This window comes from Kitasatospora sp. NPDC101801, from assembly GCF_044766665.1.
In the GTDB taxonomy this organism is placed as follows: domain Bacteria; phylum Actinomycetota; class Actinomycetes; order Streptomycetales; family Streptomycetaceae; genus Kitasatospora.
Map to the genome: position 1 here is coordinate 70,707 of NZ_JBIWML010000013.1, position 15,748 is coordinate 86,454.

General features: G+C 72.5%; 14 protein-coding genes. 8 read left to right on the plus strand and 6 right to left on the minus strand.

Annotated features, from left to right (window positions below; all coding sequences use genetic code 11):
* The first annotated feature begins 171 nt into the window (after positions 1-171).
* Complete coding sequence (locus ACIRPK_RS17505) at positions 172-1,518, plus strand: M14 family metallopeptidase (RefSeq protein ID WP_403039353.1); 1,347 nt, start codon at positions 172-174, stop codon at positions 1,516-1,518.
* A 46-nt stretch (positions 1,519-1,564) separates the two neighbouring features.
* On the opposite strand, the gene ACIRPK_RS17510 is transcribed toward ACIRPK_RS17505, so the two are convergent.
* Positions 1,565-2,416, minus strand: coding sequence for a helix-turn-helix transcriptional regulator (locus ACIRPK_RS17510; protein ID WP_403039355.1), 852 nt, complete (start codon positions 2,414-2,416; stop codon positions 1,565-1,567).
* A gap of 136 nt (positions 2,417-2,552) precedes the next feature.
* On the opposite strand from ACIRPK_RS17510, the gene ACIRPK_RS17515 reads away from it, so the two are divergent.
* On the plus strand, positions 2,553-3,590 hold the full coding sequence (locus ACIRPK_RS17515) for an NAD(P)-dependent alcohol dehydrogenase (RefSeq protein ID WP_403039606.1): 1,038 nt from the start codon (positions 2,553-2,555) through the stop codon (positions 3,588-3,590).
* A 10-nt stretch (positions 3,591-3,600) separates the two neighbouring features.
* On the plus strand, positions 3,601-3,870 hold the full coding sequence (locus ACIRPK_RS17520; RefSeq protein ID WP_403039358.1) for a putative quinol monooxygenase: 270 nt from the start codon (positions 3,601-3,603) through the stop codon (positions 3,868-3,870).
* Between the two features lie 4 nt (positions 3,871-3,874).
* Here ACIRPK_RS17520 and ACIRPK_RS17525 read toward each other — a convergent pair whose 3' ends face one another.
* A complete protein-coding gene (locus ACIRPK_RS17525; RefSeq protein ID WP_403039361.1) occupies positions 3,875-4,744 on the minus strand; it encodes an Fpg/Nei family DNA glycosylase in 870 nt (289 codons plus the stop codon).
* A 10-nt stretch (positions 4,745-4,754) separates the two neighbouring features.
* On the minus strand, positions 4,755-6,209 hold the full coding sequence (locus tag ACIRPK_RS17530; protein WP_403039364.1) for a PLP-dependent aminotransferase family protein: 1,455 nt from the start codon (positions 6,207-6,209) through the stop codon (positions 4,755-4,757).
* On the opposite strand from ACIRPK_RS17530, the gene ACIRPK_RS17535 reads away from it, so the two are divergent.
* Positions 6,208-7,104 (plus strand): DMT family transporter, encoded by an 897-nt coding sequence (locus ACIRPK_RS17535; RefSeq protein WP_403039367.1) that lies wholly within the window; start codon positions 6,208-6,210, stop codon positions 7,102-7,104. The two genes, ACIRPK_RS17530 and ACIRPK_RS17535, sit on opposite strands and share 2 nt — an antisense overlap.
* Positions 7,105-7,297: 193 nt before the next feature.
* Here the strand turns inward: ACIRPK_RS17535 and ACIRPK_RS17540 are convergent, their stop codons facing one another.
* Positions 7,298-8,380 (minus strand): sugar ABC transporter substrate-binding protein, encoded by a 1,083-nt coding sequence (locus tag ACIRPK_RS17540; RefSeq protein WP_403039369.1) that lies wholly within the window; start codon positions 8,378-8,380, stop codon positions 7,298-7,300.
* Positions 8,381-8,586: 206 nt separating this feature from the next.
* On the minus strand, positions 8,587-9,540 hold the full coding sequence (locus tag ACIRPK_RS17545; protein ID WP_403039372.1) for an EamA family transporter: 954 nt from the start codon (positions 9,538-9,540) through the stop codon (positions 8,587-8,589).
* 221 nt (positions 9,541-9,761) lie between these two features.
* Between ACIRPK_RS17545 and ACIRPK_RS17550 the strand changes: the two genes are divergently transcribed.
* Positions 9,762-11,189: a lipase maturation factor family protein gene (locus ACIRPK_RS17550; protein WP_403039375.1), complete on the plus strand. Its 1,428-nt coding sequence runs from the start codon at positions 9,762-9,764 to the stop codon at positions 11,187-11,189.
* Positions 11,190-11,359: 170 nt separating this feature from the next.
* Positions 11,360-12,895, plus strand: coding sequence for a hypothetical protein (locus ACIRPK_RS17555; protein WP_403039378.1), 1,536 nt, complete (start codon positions 11,360-11,362; stop codon positions 12,893-12,895).
* Positions 12,896-12,971: 76 nt separating this feature from the next.
* On the opposite strand, the gene ACIRPK_RS17560 is transcribed toward ACIRPK_RS17555, so the two are convergent.
* On the minus strand, positions 12,972-13,460 hold the full coding sequence (locus ACIRPK_RS17560; protein WP_403039381.1) for a cupin domain-containing protein: 489 nt from the start codon (positions 13,458-13,460) through the stop codon (positions 12,972-12,974).
* A 139-nt stretch (positions 13,461-13,599) separates the two neighbouring features.
* Here ACIRPK_RS17560 and ACIRPK_RS17565 point away from each other — a divergent pair, with 139 nt between their 5' ends.
* Entirely contained in the window at positions 13,600-14,001 is a 402-nt protein-coding gene (locus tag ACIRPK_RS17565; protein WP_403039384.1) for a PPOX class F420-dependent oxidoreductase, read from the plus strand.
* A gap of 171 nt (positions 14,002-14,172) precedes the next feature.
* Positions 14,173-15,702 carry an alkaline phosphatase gene (locus ACIRPK_RS17570; protein WP_403039387.1) on the plus strand — a complete coding sequence of 510 codons (1,530 nt, stop codon included), beginning with the start codon at positions 14,173-14,175 and terminating at the stop codon, positions 15,700-15,702.
* The last annotated feature ends 46 nt before the right edge of the window (positions 15,703-15,748 follow it).

Here is a 15,748-nt window from a genome sequence, read left to right on the forward strand (position 1 = left end):
GCATCGGACAGTCGAGCGGACGTCAGGTGACATGACAAGTACATCTGGCAGAAGAGTTCGTCACGGATGGGCTTGACCCACGCATGACAGTGCCGCCACCATCGTGCTTGGCGCGCGCCGCAGTTCCTCCCGCCATCCGTCCTACCGGACAACCCCCACAGGAGGACAGTCATGCGACTGCTCAGTCGCGGAAGGCCCGCTGCGGCCGTTGCCGCCCTGCTCGCGATAGCGCTGGCGATGCCGCTGGCGTCCGAGGCCAGCGCCAAACCCGCACCGGCGAACGAGAGTTCGTCCGCCACCCTGGACGAGGCGATCGTCCAGTACGCCATCGACGGCCCGCGCACGCCGGCCGAGCGCACCGCCATCGCCGCCGTCGGCGTCTCGATCGACGAGGTGGACGCCCAGTCGGTGGTGGTCTCCGCCACCGCCGCCGAGGCCCGCCGACTCCGGTTCCAGGGCTGGAAGTTGACCGCCCTGCCCGGCCCGGAGCCGGAGACCGGACTGGGGGTCACGATCAACGACTTCCCGTCCAAGGACTCGATGTACCACAACTACGCCGAGGCCACCGCCGAGATCAACGCCGTGGTGGCGGCGCACCCGGCCATCATGAGCAAGCAGGTGATCGGCAAGTCCTACGAGGGCCGGGACCTGTTCGCGATCAAGATCAGCGACAACGTCGGCACCGACGAGGCCGAGCCCGAGGTGCTGTTCACCCACCACCAGCACGCCCGGGAGCACCTCACCGTCGAGATGGCGCTCTACCTGCTGCACGAGTTCGGTGACAAGTACGCCACCGACAGCCGGATCGCCGGGGTGGTGAACAGCCGGGAGATCTGGATCGTGCCGGACGTCAACCCGGACGGCGGCGAGTACGACGTGGCCACCGGCAACTACCGCAGCTGGCGGAAGAACCGGCAGCCCAACGCCGGCTCCAGCTACGTCGGCACCGACCAGAACCGCAACTGGGACTTCAAGTTCGGCTGCTGCGGCGGCTCTTCGGGCTCCACCTCCAGCGAGACCTACCGGGGCAGCGCCGCGGAGTCCGCCAAGGAGGTCAAGGTGGTGGCCGACTTCGTCCGCAGCCGGATCGTCGGCGGCAAGCAGCAGATCACCGCCGCGATCGACTTCCACACCTACAGCGAGCTGGTGCTCTGGCCGTTCGGCTGGACGTACAACAACACCGCCACCGGCATGACGGCGGACGAGTACAACACCTTCGCCACCTTCGGGAAGACCATGGCGAACAGCAACGGCTACACCCCCGAGCAGTCCAGTGACCTGTACATCACCGACGGGACGATCGACGACTGGCTGTGGGGCACCCAGCGGGTCTTCGCGTACACCTTCGAGATGTACCCGTCCGAGAGCGGCGGCGGGGGCGGGTTCTACCCGCCCGACGAGGTGATCGCCCGGGAGACCAGCCGGAACCGCGACGCCGTGCTGCGGCTGCTGGAGAACGCGGACTGCATGTACCGCGCGATCGGCAAGCAGCAGCAGTACTGCGGGATCGCGTCCTGAGCGCGCTCCGTCGGCCGGGCCTGCCCGGGTCCCGGCCGACGGAGCGTCAGAACCGGCCCGGGGCCGCCCCGGCCCGGGCGCCGTCCACCACCGCGCGGAGCGCGGGCTCGGCGGGCGAGCCGGCCTCGGCGGTGTAGACGACCAGCGCCTGGTCCGGGTCGTCCGGCAGCCGCAGGGTCTCGTAGGCGAGGGTGAAGGTGCCGGCCGCGGGGTGCCACACGGTGTACTCGCCGTGGGTCTTCTCACGGACCTCCTGGTTCTCCCAGAGCCGGGCGAACTCCGGGCTCCGGTCGGCCAGTCGGGCCACCAGGTCGGTGTACCCGGGGTCGCACTGGTGCCGGCCGAGGTCCATCCGCAGGATCGCCACCAGGTCGCGGGCCTTGCACTCCCAGTCCAGGTACCGGCTGCGCATCCGCTCGTCGCAGAAGTGCAGCCAGGTGAGGTTCCGCTGCTCCGGCGGCAGCCCGGCCAGGTCCACCAGCATCAGCGCGGCGAGCGCCTCGTTCCAGGCCAGCACGTCCGTCCGCCGTCCGACCACCAGGGCGGGGGTGTCCGGCATCGAGTCGAGCAGCCGCAGCAGCCCCGGGCGGACCTGCTGTGCGGGCCGGCGGCCGGTGGGGTCGGGGCGGACCAGGTGCAGCAGGTGCTGCCGCTCGGCCGGGTCGAGCCGCAGGGCGGTGGCCACCGCGTCGATCACGCTGTCCGAGACGTTCTCCGCCCGGCCCTGCTCGAACCGCACGTAGTAGTCGACGCTGACCCCGGCCAGCTGGGCCAGCTCCTCCCGGCGCAGGCCCGGCACCCGGCGGCGCTCGCCGTACTGCTGCAACCCGGCGTCGGCCGGCTGCAGCCGGGCCCGTCGTGACCGCAGGAAGGTCCCCAGTTCACCCTTTTTGCCCATGCCCCGATCCTAAGGGTGGTTCTCGCAGACCCAGGTCCGGTTGTTCCCAGGTGGCGTGGAGTGCTGGGTAACCCGTCCCGGCCCCGGCAGGATCGGTGCTGACAGCACGCCGGACCGAAAGGCACCGCTCATGAGCATCACCACCGTCGCCGCCTACGCCGCCCCCGCCCCGAAGGCCCCGCTGGAGCGCATCACCGTGCCGCGCCGCCCGGTCGGCGAGCACGACGTCCTGATCGACATCAAGTTCTCCGGCATCTGCCACTCCGACATCCACCAGGTCAACGAGGACTGGGGCCAGGCCCCGTTCCCGATGGTGCCGGGCCACGAGATCGCGGGCGTGGTCTCCGAGGTCGGCCCCGGGGTCACCCGGTACGCGGTCGGCGACCGGGTCGGGGTCGGCTGCTTCGTGGACTCCTGCCGGGAGTGCGACAACTGCCTGGCCGGGCACGAGCAGTACTGCACCGGCGGGCTGACCTTCACCTACCCGGCGGGCCCGGACGGGCAGCCCACCTACGGCGGCTACAGCACCCACGTCGTGGTGGACGAGAACTACGTGCTGGGCATCCCGGAGGGCATCGGCCTGGCCGAGGCGGCCCCGCTGCTCTGCGCCGGGATCACCCTCTACTCGCCGCTCAGCCACTGGGAGGCCGGCCCGGGCAAGAAGGTCGCCATCGTCGGCCTGGGCGGTCTCGGGCACATGGGCGTCAAGATCGCCCACGCGATGGGCGCCGAGGTCACCGTGCTCAGCCAGTCGCTGCGCAAGCAGGAGGACGGCCTGCGGCTGGGCGCGGACCACTTCCACGCCACCGCCGACCCGGCCACCTTCACCGAGCTGGCCGGCACCTTCGACCTGATCGTGAACACCGTCTCGGCCAACCTGCCGCTGGACGACTACCTCGGCCTGCTCCGCACCGGCGGCACCCTGGTCAACGTCGGCGCCCCGGCCGAGCCCGCCCCGGTCAACATGTTCTCGCTGATCGGCGGCCGCAAGCAGCTGGCAGGATCGATGATCGGCGGCATCCGGGAGACCCAGGAGATGCTGGACTTCTGCGCCCGGCACGGCCTCGGCGCGGAGATCGAGACCATCGCGGTGGACCAGATCAACGAGGCGTACGCCCGGGTGCTGGCCAGCGACGTGCGGTACCGCTTCGTCATCGACACCGGCACGTTCTGACGGTGCCCGAGTGCTCACCGTACTGGTCGGGTACGAGGCGGCCCCGGGCCGGCAGGACGAGCTGCGGACGGAGCTGGAGGCCCAGTTGGAACCGGCCGCCGAGCTGCCCGGCTGCCTGGCCTTCGAGCTCTACATCGACCCGAACTGCCGGGACCGGATGCTGACGGTGGAGCAGTGGACCTCGTTGGCCGGCTGGCGCCACCACCGGCCGGCGCGGCTCGGGCAGCTCGCTGAGCTGCTCGCCCGCCCAGCCACCGTCCGCTGCCTGACGGTGAGTTGAGCCGTCACTTGAGCAGTCTGGACAACCGGCGGTCGGCCAGCACCCGGCCGCCGGTCTGGCAGCTCGGGCAGTACTGCAGCGAGGAGTCGGCGAAGTTCACCGAGCGGACGGTGTCCCCACAGCGCGGGCAGCGTTCGCCGGCCCGGCCGTGCACCGCCAGGCCCGCCTTCTTCTCCGCCTTGAGCGCGTCGGCGGTGGTGGCGCGGGCCCGCTCGACCGCCGAGTCCAGCACCTGCCGGGTGGCGGCGTACAGCCGCCCGAGCTGCTCCCGGTCCAGCGCCGGGGCCAGCGCGTACGGGGAGAGCCGGGCCTCGTGCAGGATCTCGTCGGAGTAGGCGTTGCCGATGCCGGCCAGCCCGGTCTGGTCGGTGAGGAAGGTCTTCAGCCGGTGGCGCCGCGCGGCCGCCAGCTCGGCCAACCGCTGCTCGGTGAACTCCGGGCCGAGCGGGTCCAGCCCGAGCCGGGCGATGCCGGGCACCAGCTGAGGGTCGGTCACCACGTAGGCGGCCAGCCGCTTGGTGGTGCCCTGCTCGGTGACGTCGAAGCCGGAACCGTCGTCCAGCACCAGCCGCAACGCCCCTGGACCCCGGCCGGGGCGGGCGCCGCCCGGGCGGTCGGCGAAGGCGGCGCGGTGCCTGATCCAGCCCGCCCTGGCCAGGTGCAGCACCAGGTGCGGGCCGTCCCCGGCCAGCAGGTCGAGGAACTTCCCGTGCCGGGTGACCGAGCTGACGGGCTGTCCGTGCAGGGCGGTCACCGGCGGGTCGAAGGTCTTCAGCACCTGGATCGACAGCACGTCCACCCGCTCGACGGTCCGCCCCTCGGACGCCTCGGCGATCCGTTCGGCGAGCGCCTGAACTTCCGGCAATTCGGGCATACCGTCCAGTCTAGGCACTGTCGGGAGCGGGCCGTTCGTCCATGGTGCGGGCCAGCCGGGTGATGCCCTCGGTGAGATCGGCGAGATTGCGGGAGGCGGCGTAGCTGAGCCGCAGGTGCGGGGCGGGCGGCTCGGCGGCGAAGTACGGGCGGCCCGGGGTGACCGCCACCCCGTTGCGGCGGGCGGCGGCGACCAGTTCGCGGTCGTCGGTGCCGTCCGGCAGCCGCAGCCAGAGGTGGTAGCCGCCGGTCGGGATCCGCTCGCCGAGCAGCTCCGGCCGCAGCCGGGCCAGCGTGGCGACCGCCGACCGCCGACGCTCCGCCAGGGCGGCCGAGATGTCCCGGAGTTGGCGGGGCCAGGAGGGCGAGCCGACCAGTTCGAGGGCGGTCTCCTGGAGCGGCCGGGGGACGAAGAAGCTGTCCACCGCCTGCATCGCCCGCAGCCGCTCGAAGGCCGGGCCGCGGGCGGTCAGCCCGCCGATCCGCAGGCTCGGCGAGGTGGCCTTGGTCAGCGAGCGGACGTGCACCACCACCCCGTCCGGGTCGTCCGCCGCCAGTGCCGGGGCCGCCGGCGGGGCGTCGGCGTGCACCAGCAGCCGGGCGAAGTCGTCCTCCACCACGAACGCCCCGGCCGCCCGGGCGATCCGCAGCACCTCGGGCCGCCGCTCGGCGGAGAGCGCCGCGCCGGTCGGGTTGTGGAACAGCGGCTGGCAGACGAAGGCCCTGGCCCGGGTCGCGGCGAAGGCCGCAGCCAGCAGGTCGGTCCGTACCCCGTCCTGGTCGACCGGCACCGGGACCGGCCGCAGCCCGGCTCCCCGGGCCACCGCCAGGATGCCCGGGTAGCTCGGGGACTCCACCAGCACCGGCGCGCCGGGGGCGACCAGCGAACGCAGTGCGGTGCTCAGCCCGCCCTGCCCGCCCGCCGTGACCAGCACGTCCGAGGCGCTCAGCGTGCCGTCGGGGCCGCCGATCTCGCGGGCGAACCAGGCCCGCAGCTCAGGCAGTCCGGCCACCGGCGGACGGCCCCAGGCGCCCGGCCGCCGGCCGGCCCTGGCCAGCGCGGCGGCCAGCGCCCGCTCGGGCTGGAGCGAGGGGTGCAGGTAGCCGCTGTTCAGGTCCAGCACGTCGGCGGGCTGCATGGCGAGGGCGCCGAGCACCCCGCTGGCGTCGGTGCGCCGGTCCTGCCCGCCGAAGGTCTCGGCGCTCAGCGCCAGCTCCTGCCAGGAGACGTCCCCGGGCCGGGCCGGAGCCGCCCGCCGCTCGGCCCGGTACACCCCCGCGCCCGGCCGGGACACCACCAGGCCCTCCGCCACCAGTACGGCGATCGCCCGGGAGACGGTCACCGGGCTCACCTGGTGCCGCTCCACCAGGGCCCGGCTGGACGGCAGCTTCTCATGTGGTGAGTAGCGGTTCAGCTCGCTCCGGAGGATGGCGGCCAGCTCGGCCACACTGCTACGCTCGGTCATGACAGCGAACAATAGCGCTATCCGATCCAGCACGATAGCGGTCGGCGGTGGGACGGCCCTGGCCGCGCTGGCCGTGGTCTCCTTCTCGCTCAGCTTCCCGGCCACCGTCTGGGCGCTCGGCGGCTTCGGCCCCTGGACCTCCACCGGCCTGCGCGGGGTGCTCGCGGCGGTGGTCGCCGCGATCGCGCTGACCGTCGCCCGGGCCCCGCTGCCCGCCCGTCGGCACTGGCCCGGGCTGCTGGTGGTGGCGGGCGGCTGCGTGCTCGGCTTCCCGTTGCTCACCACGCTCGCGCTGGGCATCTCGTCCACCGCGCACACCGCCGTGGTGGTCGGGCTGCTGCCGCTGGCCACGGCCGGCTGCGCGGCGCTGCGCTCGGGCAACCGCCCGTCCCGGACCTTCTGGTACGCCGCGCTGGCCGGGGCGTCGGTGGTGCTCGGCTTCACCCTGCAGCAGAGCGGCGGGGCGCTGACCCTGGCGGACCTCTACCTGCTCGGTGCGCTGGCGGTCTGCGCGGCCGGGTACGCGGAGGGCGGGCGGCTGGCCCGGGAACTGCCCGGCTGGCAGGTGATCGCCTGGGGCGTACTGGCGGCCGCGCCCGTGATGGTGGTGACGGCGGCTGTCGCGGTGAGCTTCGAACCGATGCAGCTGACGGTCCGTTCGCTGACCGGGCTGGCCTACATCGCGGCGGTCTCGCAGTTCGGCGGCTTCGTGCTCTGGTACCGGGGGATGGCCGAGATCGGCATCCCGAAGGCCAGCCAACTGCAGCTCGCCCAGCCGCTGCTGACCCTCGGCTGGGCGGTCCTGCTGCTCGGCGAGACCCCGAGCCCGGCCGCCCCGCTGGCCGCGGTCGGAGTGCTCGCCTGCATCGCCGTCACCCAGCGGGCCCGGAGCTAGGGCCTGTCGTCAGACTCCCGCCTGCCCCACGACGCCCGGCACGCACCCTCGCCGCACCGGACGAAAGCCCAGGTACGACCCAGTACGAGGGCTCCCACCCGGCACGCCGGGCGCACGCACCGGACGCCGCAGGGCCGCCCTCCGGGCGACGCGGGAGTTCGACCACAGCCCCTGGGGCCGGGCCCGGTCGGTGCTACCTGACCCCGGCGTCCGCGCAGGCGGCCGCGTGCGCGGCGTCGCAGATCTCCTCGGCGGTGTACAGGCCGCCGGCCACGATGGTGTCGGCGACCTTGGCCTTGGTCACCACGATCGGGCTGAGCAGCATCGAGGGGATCTGCTCGCCGCCGCTGTCGGTCACCGAGGTGGCCACCGAGGTGATGCCGATGCCCTTGAGCAGGTAGACCGCGATGCTGGCGGCCGCGTCGGCCTCCGGGCGGTACGGCTTGTAGATGGTGTACGCCTGCTCGCCGGTCAGCAGGCGGCGGACGGCGTCGATCGAGGCGTCCTGGCCGCCGACCGGGACGTTCTTCATCCCGGCGGCCTTCAGGGTGGCGATGATCGAGGTGGCCATGCCGTCGTTGGCCGAGTAGACCGCCTGGATGTTGTCCTTGCCGAGGCTCTGGATCGCCTCGGTGGTCTTCTGGGCGGCGGTCTCGGGCTTCCACTCGCCGGACTGCTCGTAGCCGATCCGCTTGACCTTGCCGTCCAGCACCTTGTGCGCGCCGGCCTTGAACATCGCGGCGTTCGGGTCGGAGTCGGCGCCGTTGATCATCGCCACGGTGGCCTGCGCGGCCTTCGGGCCGAGCGCCTGGAGCAGCGCCTCGCCCTGGAGCTCACCGGTGCGCTGGTTGTCGAAGGAGACGTACGCGGTCACCTTGCCCGCCGCCAGCCGGTCGTACGCGATCACCTTCGCGCCCTGCTTGTCGGCCTGGTCGACCCAGTCCGCGGTGACCTTGGAGTTCACCGGGTCGAGCAGGATCACCTTGACGCCCTTGCCCAGCAGCTGGTCGAACTGCTGCCGCTGGAGGGTCTCGTCGCCGTCGGCGTTGGCGTAGTCCACCGTGCACTTGGTGCACAGGGCGGTGATCGCCGACTCGATCATCGGCTTGTCGAAGGTCTCGTACCGGGTGGACGAACTGCGCTCCGGCAGCAGCAGACCGACGGTCTTGCTGCCGGTCGAGTCGGAGCTCGGCGTGCCGTCCTGGCCACAGGCGGCCAGTGACAGCGTCATCGACACGGCGACCGCGGCGAGGAGGGTGCGGCGCGTTGCGTTCATGGTGGGTGGTGCCTCCCTGACTGCGTGCCGCAGCTTTGCGGCAGCGGGGGGAGTCAAGCTGTCGAGCCGATGTAACGTCAAGAATTTAACCATGGGGATGGCACAGGTATGCCAATCGTTACTTTCCCGAATCGAGCTGTCCCCCTTTGCTCGGTATATGCCAAGGGCCCGCCTTCAGAAAATGGCGGGCCCCGGCTGACGTTCGGTCACCGTTCCTTGCGCACCACCAGGCAGACGGCGGCGACCACGATCGCGCCGCCCAGCACGATCGGCCAGCTGAGCGGTTCGGCCAGGATCAGCCAGCCCAGCAGGACGGCCACCACCGGGTTCACGTAGGCGTAGGTGGCGACCAGCGGCAGCGGGGCGTTCTGCAGCAGCCAGGCGTACGCGGTGAAGGCGACCAGCGAGCCGAACACCACCAGCGCGGCCAGCGCGACCCAGGAGCGGGTGGAGACGGTGGCCAGGTCCAGGGCCTGCGGTTCGCCCCGGAGCGCGGCGACCGCCAGGCAGCCCAGGCCGCCGACGATCATCTCGTAGGCGCTGGTGGCGAAGACGTTCTCCGGCATCGGCAGCCGGGAGGTGAGGAAGGAGCCACCGGCCCAGGAGAGCGTCCCGACGATCACCAGCAGCACGCCGGCCAGCTTGACGTCACCGCTCAGCCCCGGCACCGTCAGCACCCCGAGCCCGGCCAGGCCGAGCAGCACGCCGGCCAGCCCCGCCTTCGAGGTCCGCTGCCCGGAGCCCGCCCGGAGCAGCACCAGCCAGAGCGGCACGGTGGCGACCAGCAGCGCGGCCAGCCCGGACGGGACGTCCTGCTCGGCCAGCACCACCATGCCGTTCCCGCCGAGCAGCAGCATCAGCCCGACCAGCCCGGCCGAGGCGAGCTGACGCCGGGTCACCTTCAACGCGGCCGGGCCCTGCCGCCAGGCCACCAGCCCGGCCAGCAACAGCCCGGCGGTGATGAAGCGGGTGGCGGCGGAGAGGAACGGCGGCATGGTCTCGACCGCGATCCGGATGCCCAGGTAGGTGGACCCCCAGACCACGTAGACGATGGCGAGCGCGCCCCAGACGGCGGGCGTGCTCCGGCCCGGACCGGTGCCGGGGACAAAGTCGTGGGGCGGTCGGGTCTTCGGCCGGCGGGACTGCTGAGGCGCGGTCATGGGTGTCTCCCGAGTTTGGTGCTGTCAGGCGAATGCCACCACATCGGGCCGGATCGCGCGAGCGCCTTTGCTGCCAACCACGGTCAACTTGCCGTCAGGGTCGGCCGAGTGGCTGACCCCGCCGGTGGTGTCGTCCGGGCACCGGCGCTTCCGGCGGCTTCGGTGGTAGGCATGGACGGTCCGGCGGGGGAGGAGCGACCCGGTGGGAGGAGCGGTCCGGCGTGGAGTGGTTCGCGGCACCCGAGTACTGGTGGGGTCGGCTGGTGTTCCAACGGCTGGTCGCCGCCGTGTACTTGCTCGCCTTCCTGGCGGCCGCCCGGCAGTTCCGGGCCCTGCTGGGCGAACACGGCATGCTGCCGGTGCCCCGGTTCCTCGCCCGGACCGACTGGCGGCAGGCGCCCAGCCTGTTCCGTTGGCACTACTCGGACCGGGCGTTCGCGGCCCTCGCCCGGACCGGCGCGCTGCTGGCCGCCGCCCTGCTGGCCGGCGTGGGTGAACTCATCCCGCTCTGGGCCGCGATGCTCGGCTGGGGCCTGCTCTGGCTGCTCTACCTCTCGATCGTCAACGTGGGCCAGACCTGGTACGCCTTCGGCTGGGAGTCGCTGCTGCTGGAGTCCGGCCTGCTGGCCGGCTTCCTCGGTAACGGCGAGGTGGCCCCGGCCGTGCCACTGCTCTGGCTGCTCCGCTGGCTGCTGTTCCGGGTCGAGTTCGGCGCCGGGCTGATCAAGCTCCGCGGCGACCGCTGCTGGCGCGAACTGACCTGCCTGCGCTACCACCACGAGACCCAGCCGATGCCCGGGCCGCTCAGCTGGTTCTTCCACCACCTGCCCGCCCCGCTGCACAAGGTCGAGGCGGCGGCCAACCACCTGGTCCAACTGGTGGTCCCGATCGGCCTGTTCCTGCCCCAGCCGGTGGCCGGGGGCTGCGCGGCGCTGATCCTGCTGACCCAGCTCTGGCTGGTGCTGTCCGGCAACTTCGCCTGGCTGAACTGGCTCACCGTCGCGCTGGCCTGCTCGGTCCTGCCGCTCGGCGGGGGCAGCCCGGCGACCGGGCCGTCCTGGTACCTCGGCCTGGTGGCGGCCTTCACCCTGCTGGTCCTGGCGCTGAGTTACCGCCCCGCCCGGAACCTGTTCTCGCACCACCAGGTGATGAACCGTTCGTTCGACCGGCTGCACCTGGTGAACGCCTACGGCGCGTTCGGCTCGGTCAACCGGCTCCGACTGGAGGTGGTGGTGCAGGGCACCGTGGACCGCCGGGTGACCGCGCGGTCGGCCTGGCAGGAGTACGGATTCCATGGCAAACCCGGTGAACTGCACCGGATGCCGCGTCAGTTTGCCCCCTACCACCTGCGGCTGGACTGGCTGATGTGGTTCGCCGGGATCTCCCCGGCGTACGCGCGGCCCTGGTTCAGGCCGTTCGTCCACCGGCTGCTCGCGGGGGACCGGGACACCCTGCGGCTGCTCCGGCACAACCCGTTCCCGGACGCGCCGCCCGAACACGTCCGCGCGCTGCTCTACCGTTATCGCTTCACGGACTGGCGCACCCTGCGCACGACCGGCGCGTGGTGGGAACGCACGCTGGTGCGTGAGTACCTGCCGCCGGTGCGACTGTCCGACTTCCGTCCCGTCGTCCGAGGTGATCCCCGCTGAACGGTACGTCCGGCGCGCCGGGCCCGAACCCGACCGGGTGCGTGCACGGCTCGAACGCCCACCCGTATCCTGGGCGTCCGCACCGGGCGTTCCGCTAGTCCCGCCCGTGCCGGCGGACCACACCGCCGCCACCGCCCCCCGTCCGCCCAGCCACGAACCGGACTTCACACATGACCGTGAACTATCTGAACGACGCCGACAACCCGGCGGTGGACGCATCTTCCTCCTCGGTGGGTGACCCGCGTGAGGATCTCGGCCGCTACGCCGAACTGGGCGGTTTCACCCTGACCGCCGAGGCCAACCCCTGGTACGCGGCGCAGGCAGTCGCCAGCTCCGAGGACGCCCGCGCCGCCTCCACCGCCCTGGCCGAGCTCCGCAGCCACGACCTGATCGCCACCCGGGACGGCCTCAGCGCGCTGCTCGGCGACGCGGCCGCCCACGCCACGCCCGCCACGCTGACCGAACTCACCCGGCTCACCGCCATCCTGCAGCGTGCCCAGGGCACGTCCGCCACGCTGCGCCGCGAGGTCTACGACGCCGACCTGGACGCGTTCACCGCGGCTCTCGCCCCGGCGCGCTGGCGGCGTGAGCAGGGCGTGAAGCTCGGCTGGGGGCGTCGGCGGGCGCTGCGCGCCGAGGCCAAGAGCTTCGCGCTGGACGGCCGGTCCCGCCGGGCCGACCTGCTCGACGCGGTCCGCGCCGCAGCCGCGACGCAGTCCGACTGGAGCGCCGCCGCCGGTGCCGCAGGCCGTCCCGTGGTGGCCGACGCCGCCGGGCTGTCCGCCGTCGCGCAGACGGTCGAGGAGCTCGGCCAGGCGGTCCGGACGCTGTCCGCCCTGCTGCCCGGCCAGTCCCTGGACACCCTGCCGCTGGCCGAACTCGCCGACCTGGTCGACCGCCTGGCCGCCGACGAGGGCACCCTCTACCGGCTCCCCGCCCTCCGCGCGCTGCACACCGCGCTGACGGACGGCGGCCTCACCGAGCTGCTCGCCGAGCTGGCGGAGCGTCAGGCCGATCGGGACGCCGCACTCGCGGCGTACGACCGGCTGAACGGCACCGCCACCGAGGCGGCCGCCATCAGCGCGCTGGCAGCCGGTCCGCGCGAGCCGGAGGCGGTCGCGGTCGTCGAGCCCGAGCCTGTGGTCGAGGTCGAGGTCGAGGCGGTCGTCGAGGCCGAGCCCGAGCTTGAGCCCGTGGCCGAGGTCGAGCCCGTGGCCGAGGTGACTCCTGAGCCCGAGGTCGTCGCTGAGGTGACCCCGGAGCCCGAGGTCGAGCCCGTGGCCGAGGTCGAGGTGGCCCCTGAGCCCGAGGTCGTCGCTGAGGTGACCCCTGAGCCTGAGGTCCTCGTCGAGGAAACCCCGGAGCCCGAGGCCGTGGCCGAAATCGCCGTCACCGAGCCCGAGGCGGCGACGGTCGTGGTCGAGCCCGTGGTTGAGGTCGAGCCCGAGCCCGTGGTCGAGGAGCCGGTCGTCGTGGAGTCGAAGCCGGCCCGTCGCCCGAAGAAGCCGGCCGTCACCGCCGGCCGCGCCGTGACCGCGTACGAGCCCGCCGAGCTGACCGCCCTGGTCCGCTGGATCGACAGCGACGGCACCGACCGCAGCGAGGACGAGCTGCTCCGCGCCGCCGTGAAGGAGCTCGGCTTCTCCCGGGTCGGCCCCCGCCTCAAGGAGGCGCTCGCCCCGGCGGTCGCCGAGGCCCGCGCCTGACCGAGGCACCGTCAGCACCGCGACGACCGAGGCGCCCCCGGACCACACAGGTCCGGGGGCGCCTCGGCGTCCGGCGTCAGCGGGCGGCGCGCCCGGCCCAGACCGGGCTCTCGAAGTAGTGGTTGTCGAAGTGCTGCCCGGACTCGCGGATCTCCTGCACGCTCGCCTCGCCCTTGTTCACCCGGTCGAGCAGGCGGTAGTAGTCGAAGCGGTCCATCCCGGGGGTGAACACCACCAGCACGTCGGCGGTGGAGTCGGCGGCCGGGGCGAAGGCGTGCGGGGTGCCGGGCGGCACCGCCAGGAAGTCGCCGCGGCCGAGGGTCTCGATCCGGTCGCCGATCAGGACGTCCAACTGCCCCTCCAGGCCGAAGAAGAACTCGGTGGCCCGGGTGTGGAAGTGCGGGGGAGCACCGATCGCGCCCTTCTCGAAGGTCGCCCGGTTGCTGGTGACCTTGCCGCCGGTCTGTGCGGAGTCGGCCAGCAGGGTGATCAGGCTGCCCGGTGCGTCCGCCAGGACCTCGGCATCGGCGGCGCGGACCAGGACGACATCGTGAGCGTTGGACATGGTGCGTTCCCCTCGAACTGCTGTGTGCTTGTCCTGACCACCCGTAATCTACCGAGCTGGCGGCCCATCAGTTCGGTTCATTCGCCCATGATTTCCTTGGGCCACTTCGCGCGCGGTCGTTGCCCGTACACTTCCCGCCATGGACGCGACGCCCGAGCAGCTCGAACGTATCCGCAGCCTGGCCGCCGGGAGCTACCTGCTGGTGACCACGTACAAGAAGGACGGCACCCCCGTCCCCACCCCGGTCTGGGTGGTGCGCGACGGCAACGCCCTCGGCATCTGGACCGTCACCGACTCCTGGAAGGTCAAGCGCATCCGCAACCGCGCGGACGTCCTGGTCGGCCCCTGTGACCTGCGCGGCAACCCGACCGGCGAATCGGTCCCGGCCACCGCCGAGCTCCTCGACGCCGAGCGGACCGCCGCCTACCGCACCCTGCTGCGCCGCAAGTACGGCCTGCTCGGCGTGGTCACCCTGCTCGGCAGCAAGCTCCGCCGCGGTGACCGCGGCACCGTCGGCATCCGGATCACCTTCGCGGACTGAACACCCCCAAGGGCGGAGCGGTGTCCGGTGGTTGAAGTGTTCGACCGGGGGTCTCCCCGACATGGGGGTGCGTTCATGTGCCACCCCTAGCTTGGCGACGCCCGGGTGAACCGGGCCCGCGCATGGCGTGAAGGCCGCGCGCGTCAAGACGCTTCGAGGAGACATCGCTCCATGCGACGCAGCCTTTGGCAGACCTCCGCGGTACTGCTCGCGGTCGGTGCGCTGGTGGGTGGCACTGCCGCCACCGCCAGTTCCGAGACGTACGAGAGCCGGCACGGGAACCAGGACCAGATCCGCAACGTGATCTACCTGCTCGGTGACGGCATGGGGCGTACCCACGTCACCGCCGGCCGGGAGCGCTTCTACGGCGCGGCCGGGAAGCTGGCGATGGAGCGGCTGCCGTACACCGGCGCCGTGTCCACCTACGCGGTGGAGAAGGGCGGCAAGCAGCCCGCGCTGGTCACCGACTCGGCCAGCTCGGCGACCGCCTGGTCCTCCGGCGTGAAGACCTACAACGCCGCGCTCGGCGTCGACAGCTACGAGAAGCGGGTCGTCACCCTGATGGAGCAGGCCCACGCGGCCGGCTTCGCCACGGGCAACGTGTCGACCGCCGAGATCACCGACGCCACCCCGGCCGGGCAGTTCAGCCACGCGCTGCTGCGCGGCTGCCAGGGTCCGGTCTACTCCGACGCCGCCTGCCTGCCGAAGAACGCCGACGGCAGCTACGAGGCCAAGCCGTCCGACGCCACGCTGATCACGCCGATCGCCGAGCAGATCGCCCGCAACGGCACGGCGGACGTGATCCTCGGTGGCGGCCTGGCCCGCTTCGAGCCGGACGACCAGCAGGCGCTCAAGGCGCAGGGCTACCAGGTGCTGGGCAGCTTCGGCGACCCGGCGCTGCCCGCGCAGACGGCCGCCAGCCAGAAGGTCGCCACCAAGGCCGACCTGGACGCCGTCAAGGGCAAGAAGGTCATCGGCCTGTTCAACCGGGGCAACCTGACGGTCGAGCGGGCGAAGGCCGGGCTCCCCGCCGGTGCGCCGGAGAAGCTGGAGCCGACCCTGGCGGACCTCACCCGCAAGTCGATCTCGCTGCTGAGCGGCCGCCGGGACGCGAAGGGCTTCGTGCTCCAGGTCGAGGGCGCGCAGATCGACAAGCGCTCGCACGCCAACGACGCCGACCAGACGCTCGGTGAGATCAAGGCGTTCGACGACGCGGTGGCCGCTGCGGTCGACTTCGCCAAGAAGGACGGCCACACCCTGGTGATCGTCACCGCCGACCACGAGTGCGCCGGCTTCAACATCATCGAGAAGAACAGCTTCACCAACGCCGAGGCCGCCGCCCCGCCGGTGAACAGCGACGCGGGCAACCCCGCCAACAACAGCACCCCGGCCCGCTCGGCCGGTGCCAACGTCAAGGACCCGGCCCGCTCCGGCGGCATCGTCAACGGGACCGGTTCGCAGGACCCGAAGAACTTCGCCCCGGCCACCTTCCGGACCCCGGACGACCCGGCCGGCGTGGTCGACGGCAGCCCGCAGGCCAGCCTCTGGCTGACCTACCTGTCCGGCAACCACACCGGCGCGGACGTGCCGATCTTCGCGTACGGCCCCGGCGGCGAGGCGTTCGCCGCCAGCCAGGACAACACCGAGCTCTACACCAAGATGTACCGCTCGCTGTTCCGCAAGGCGCCCCACCAGCACTGACCCACCGTCAGCAGCGACGTCCGGAAGCACCGCGCCGGGCAGTCGT

Bases quoted from the DNA above. Each gene is read 5' to 3' on its own strand.
- ACIRPK_RS17505 (WP_403039353.1), top strand. From the start codon at position 172: ATGCGACTGCTCAGTCGCGGAAGGCCCGCTGCGGCCGTTGCCGCCCTG.
- ACIRPK_RS17510 (WP_403039355.1), bottom strand. From the start codon at position 2,416: ATGGGCAAAAAGGGTGAACTGGGGACCTTCCTGCGGTCACGACGGGCC.
- ACIRPK_RS17525 (WP_403039361.1), bottom strand. From the start codon at position 4,744: ATGCCCGAATTGCCGGAAGTTCAGGCGCTCGCCGAACGGATCGCCGAG.
- ACIRPK_RS17535 (WP_403039367.1), top strand. From the start codon at position 6,208: ATGACAGCGAACAATAGCGCTATCCGATCCAGCACGATAGCGGTCGGC.
- ACIRPK_RS17530 (WP_403039364.1), bottom strand. From the start codon at position 6,209: ATGACCGAGCGTAGCAGTGTGGCCGAGCTGGCCGCCATCCTCCGGAGC.
- ACIRPK_RS17540 (WP_403039369.1), bottom strand. From the start codon at position 8,380: ATGAACGCAACGCGCCGCACCCTCCTCGCCGCGGTCGCCGTGTCGATG.
- ACIRPK_RS17545 (WP_403039372.1), bottom strand. From the start codon at position 9,540: ATGACCGCGCCTCAGCAGTCCCGCCGGCCGAAGACCCGACCGCCCCAC.
- ACIRPK_RS17555 (WP_403039378.1), top strand. From the start codon at position 11,360: ATGACCGTGAACTATCTGAACGACGCCGACAACCCGGCGGTGGACGCA.
- ACIRPK_RS17560 (WP_403039381.1), bottom strand. From the start codon at position 13,460: ATGTCCAACGCTCACGATGTCGTCCTGGTCCGCGCCGCCGATGCCGAG.
- ACIRPK_RS17565 (WP_403039384.1), top strand. From the start codon at position 13,600: ATGGACGCGACGCCCGAGCAGCTCGAACGTATCCGCAGCCTGGCCGCC.
- ACIRPK_RS17570 (WP_403039387.1), top strand. From the start codon at position 14,173: ATGCGACGCAGCCTTTGGCAGACCTCCGCGGTACTGCTCGCGGTCGGT.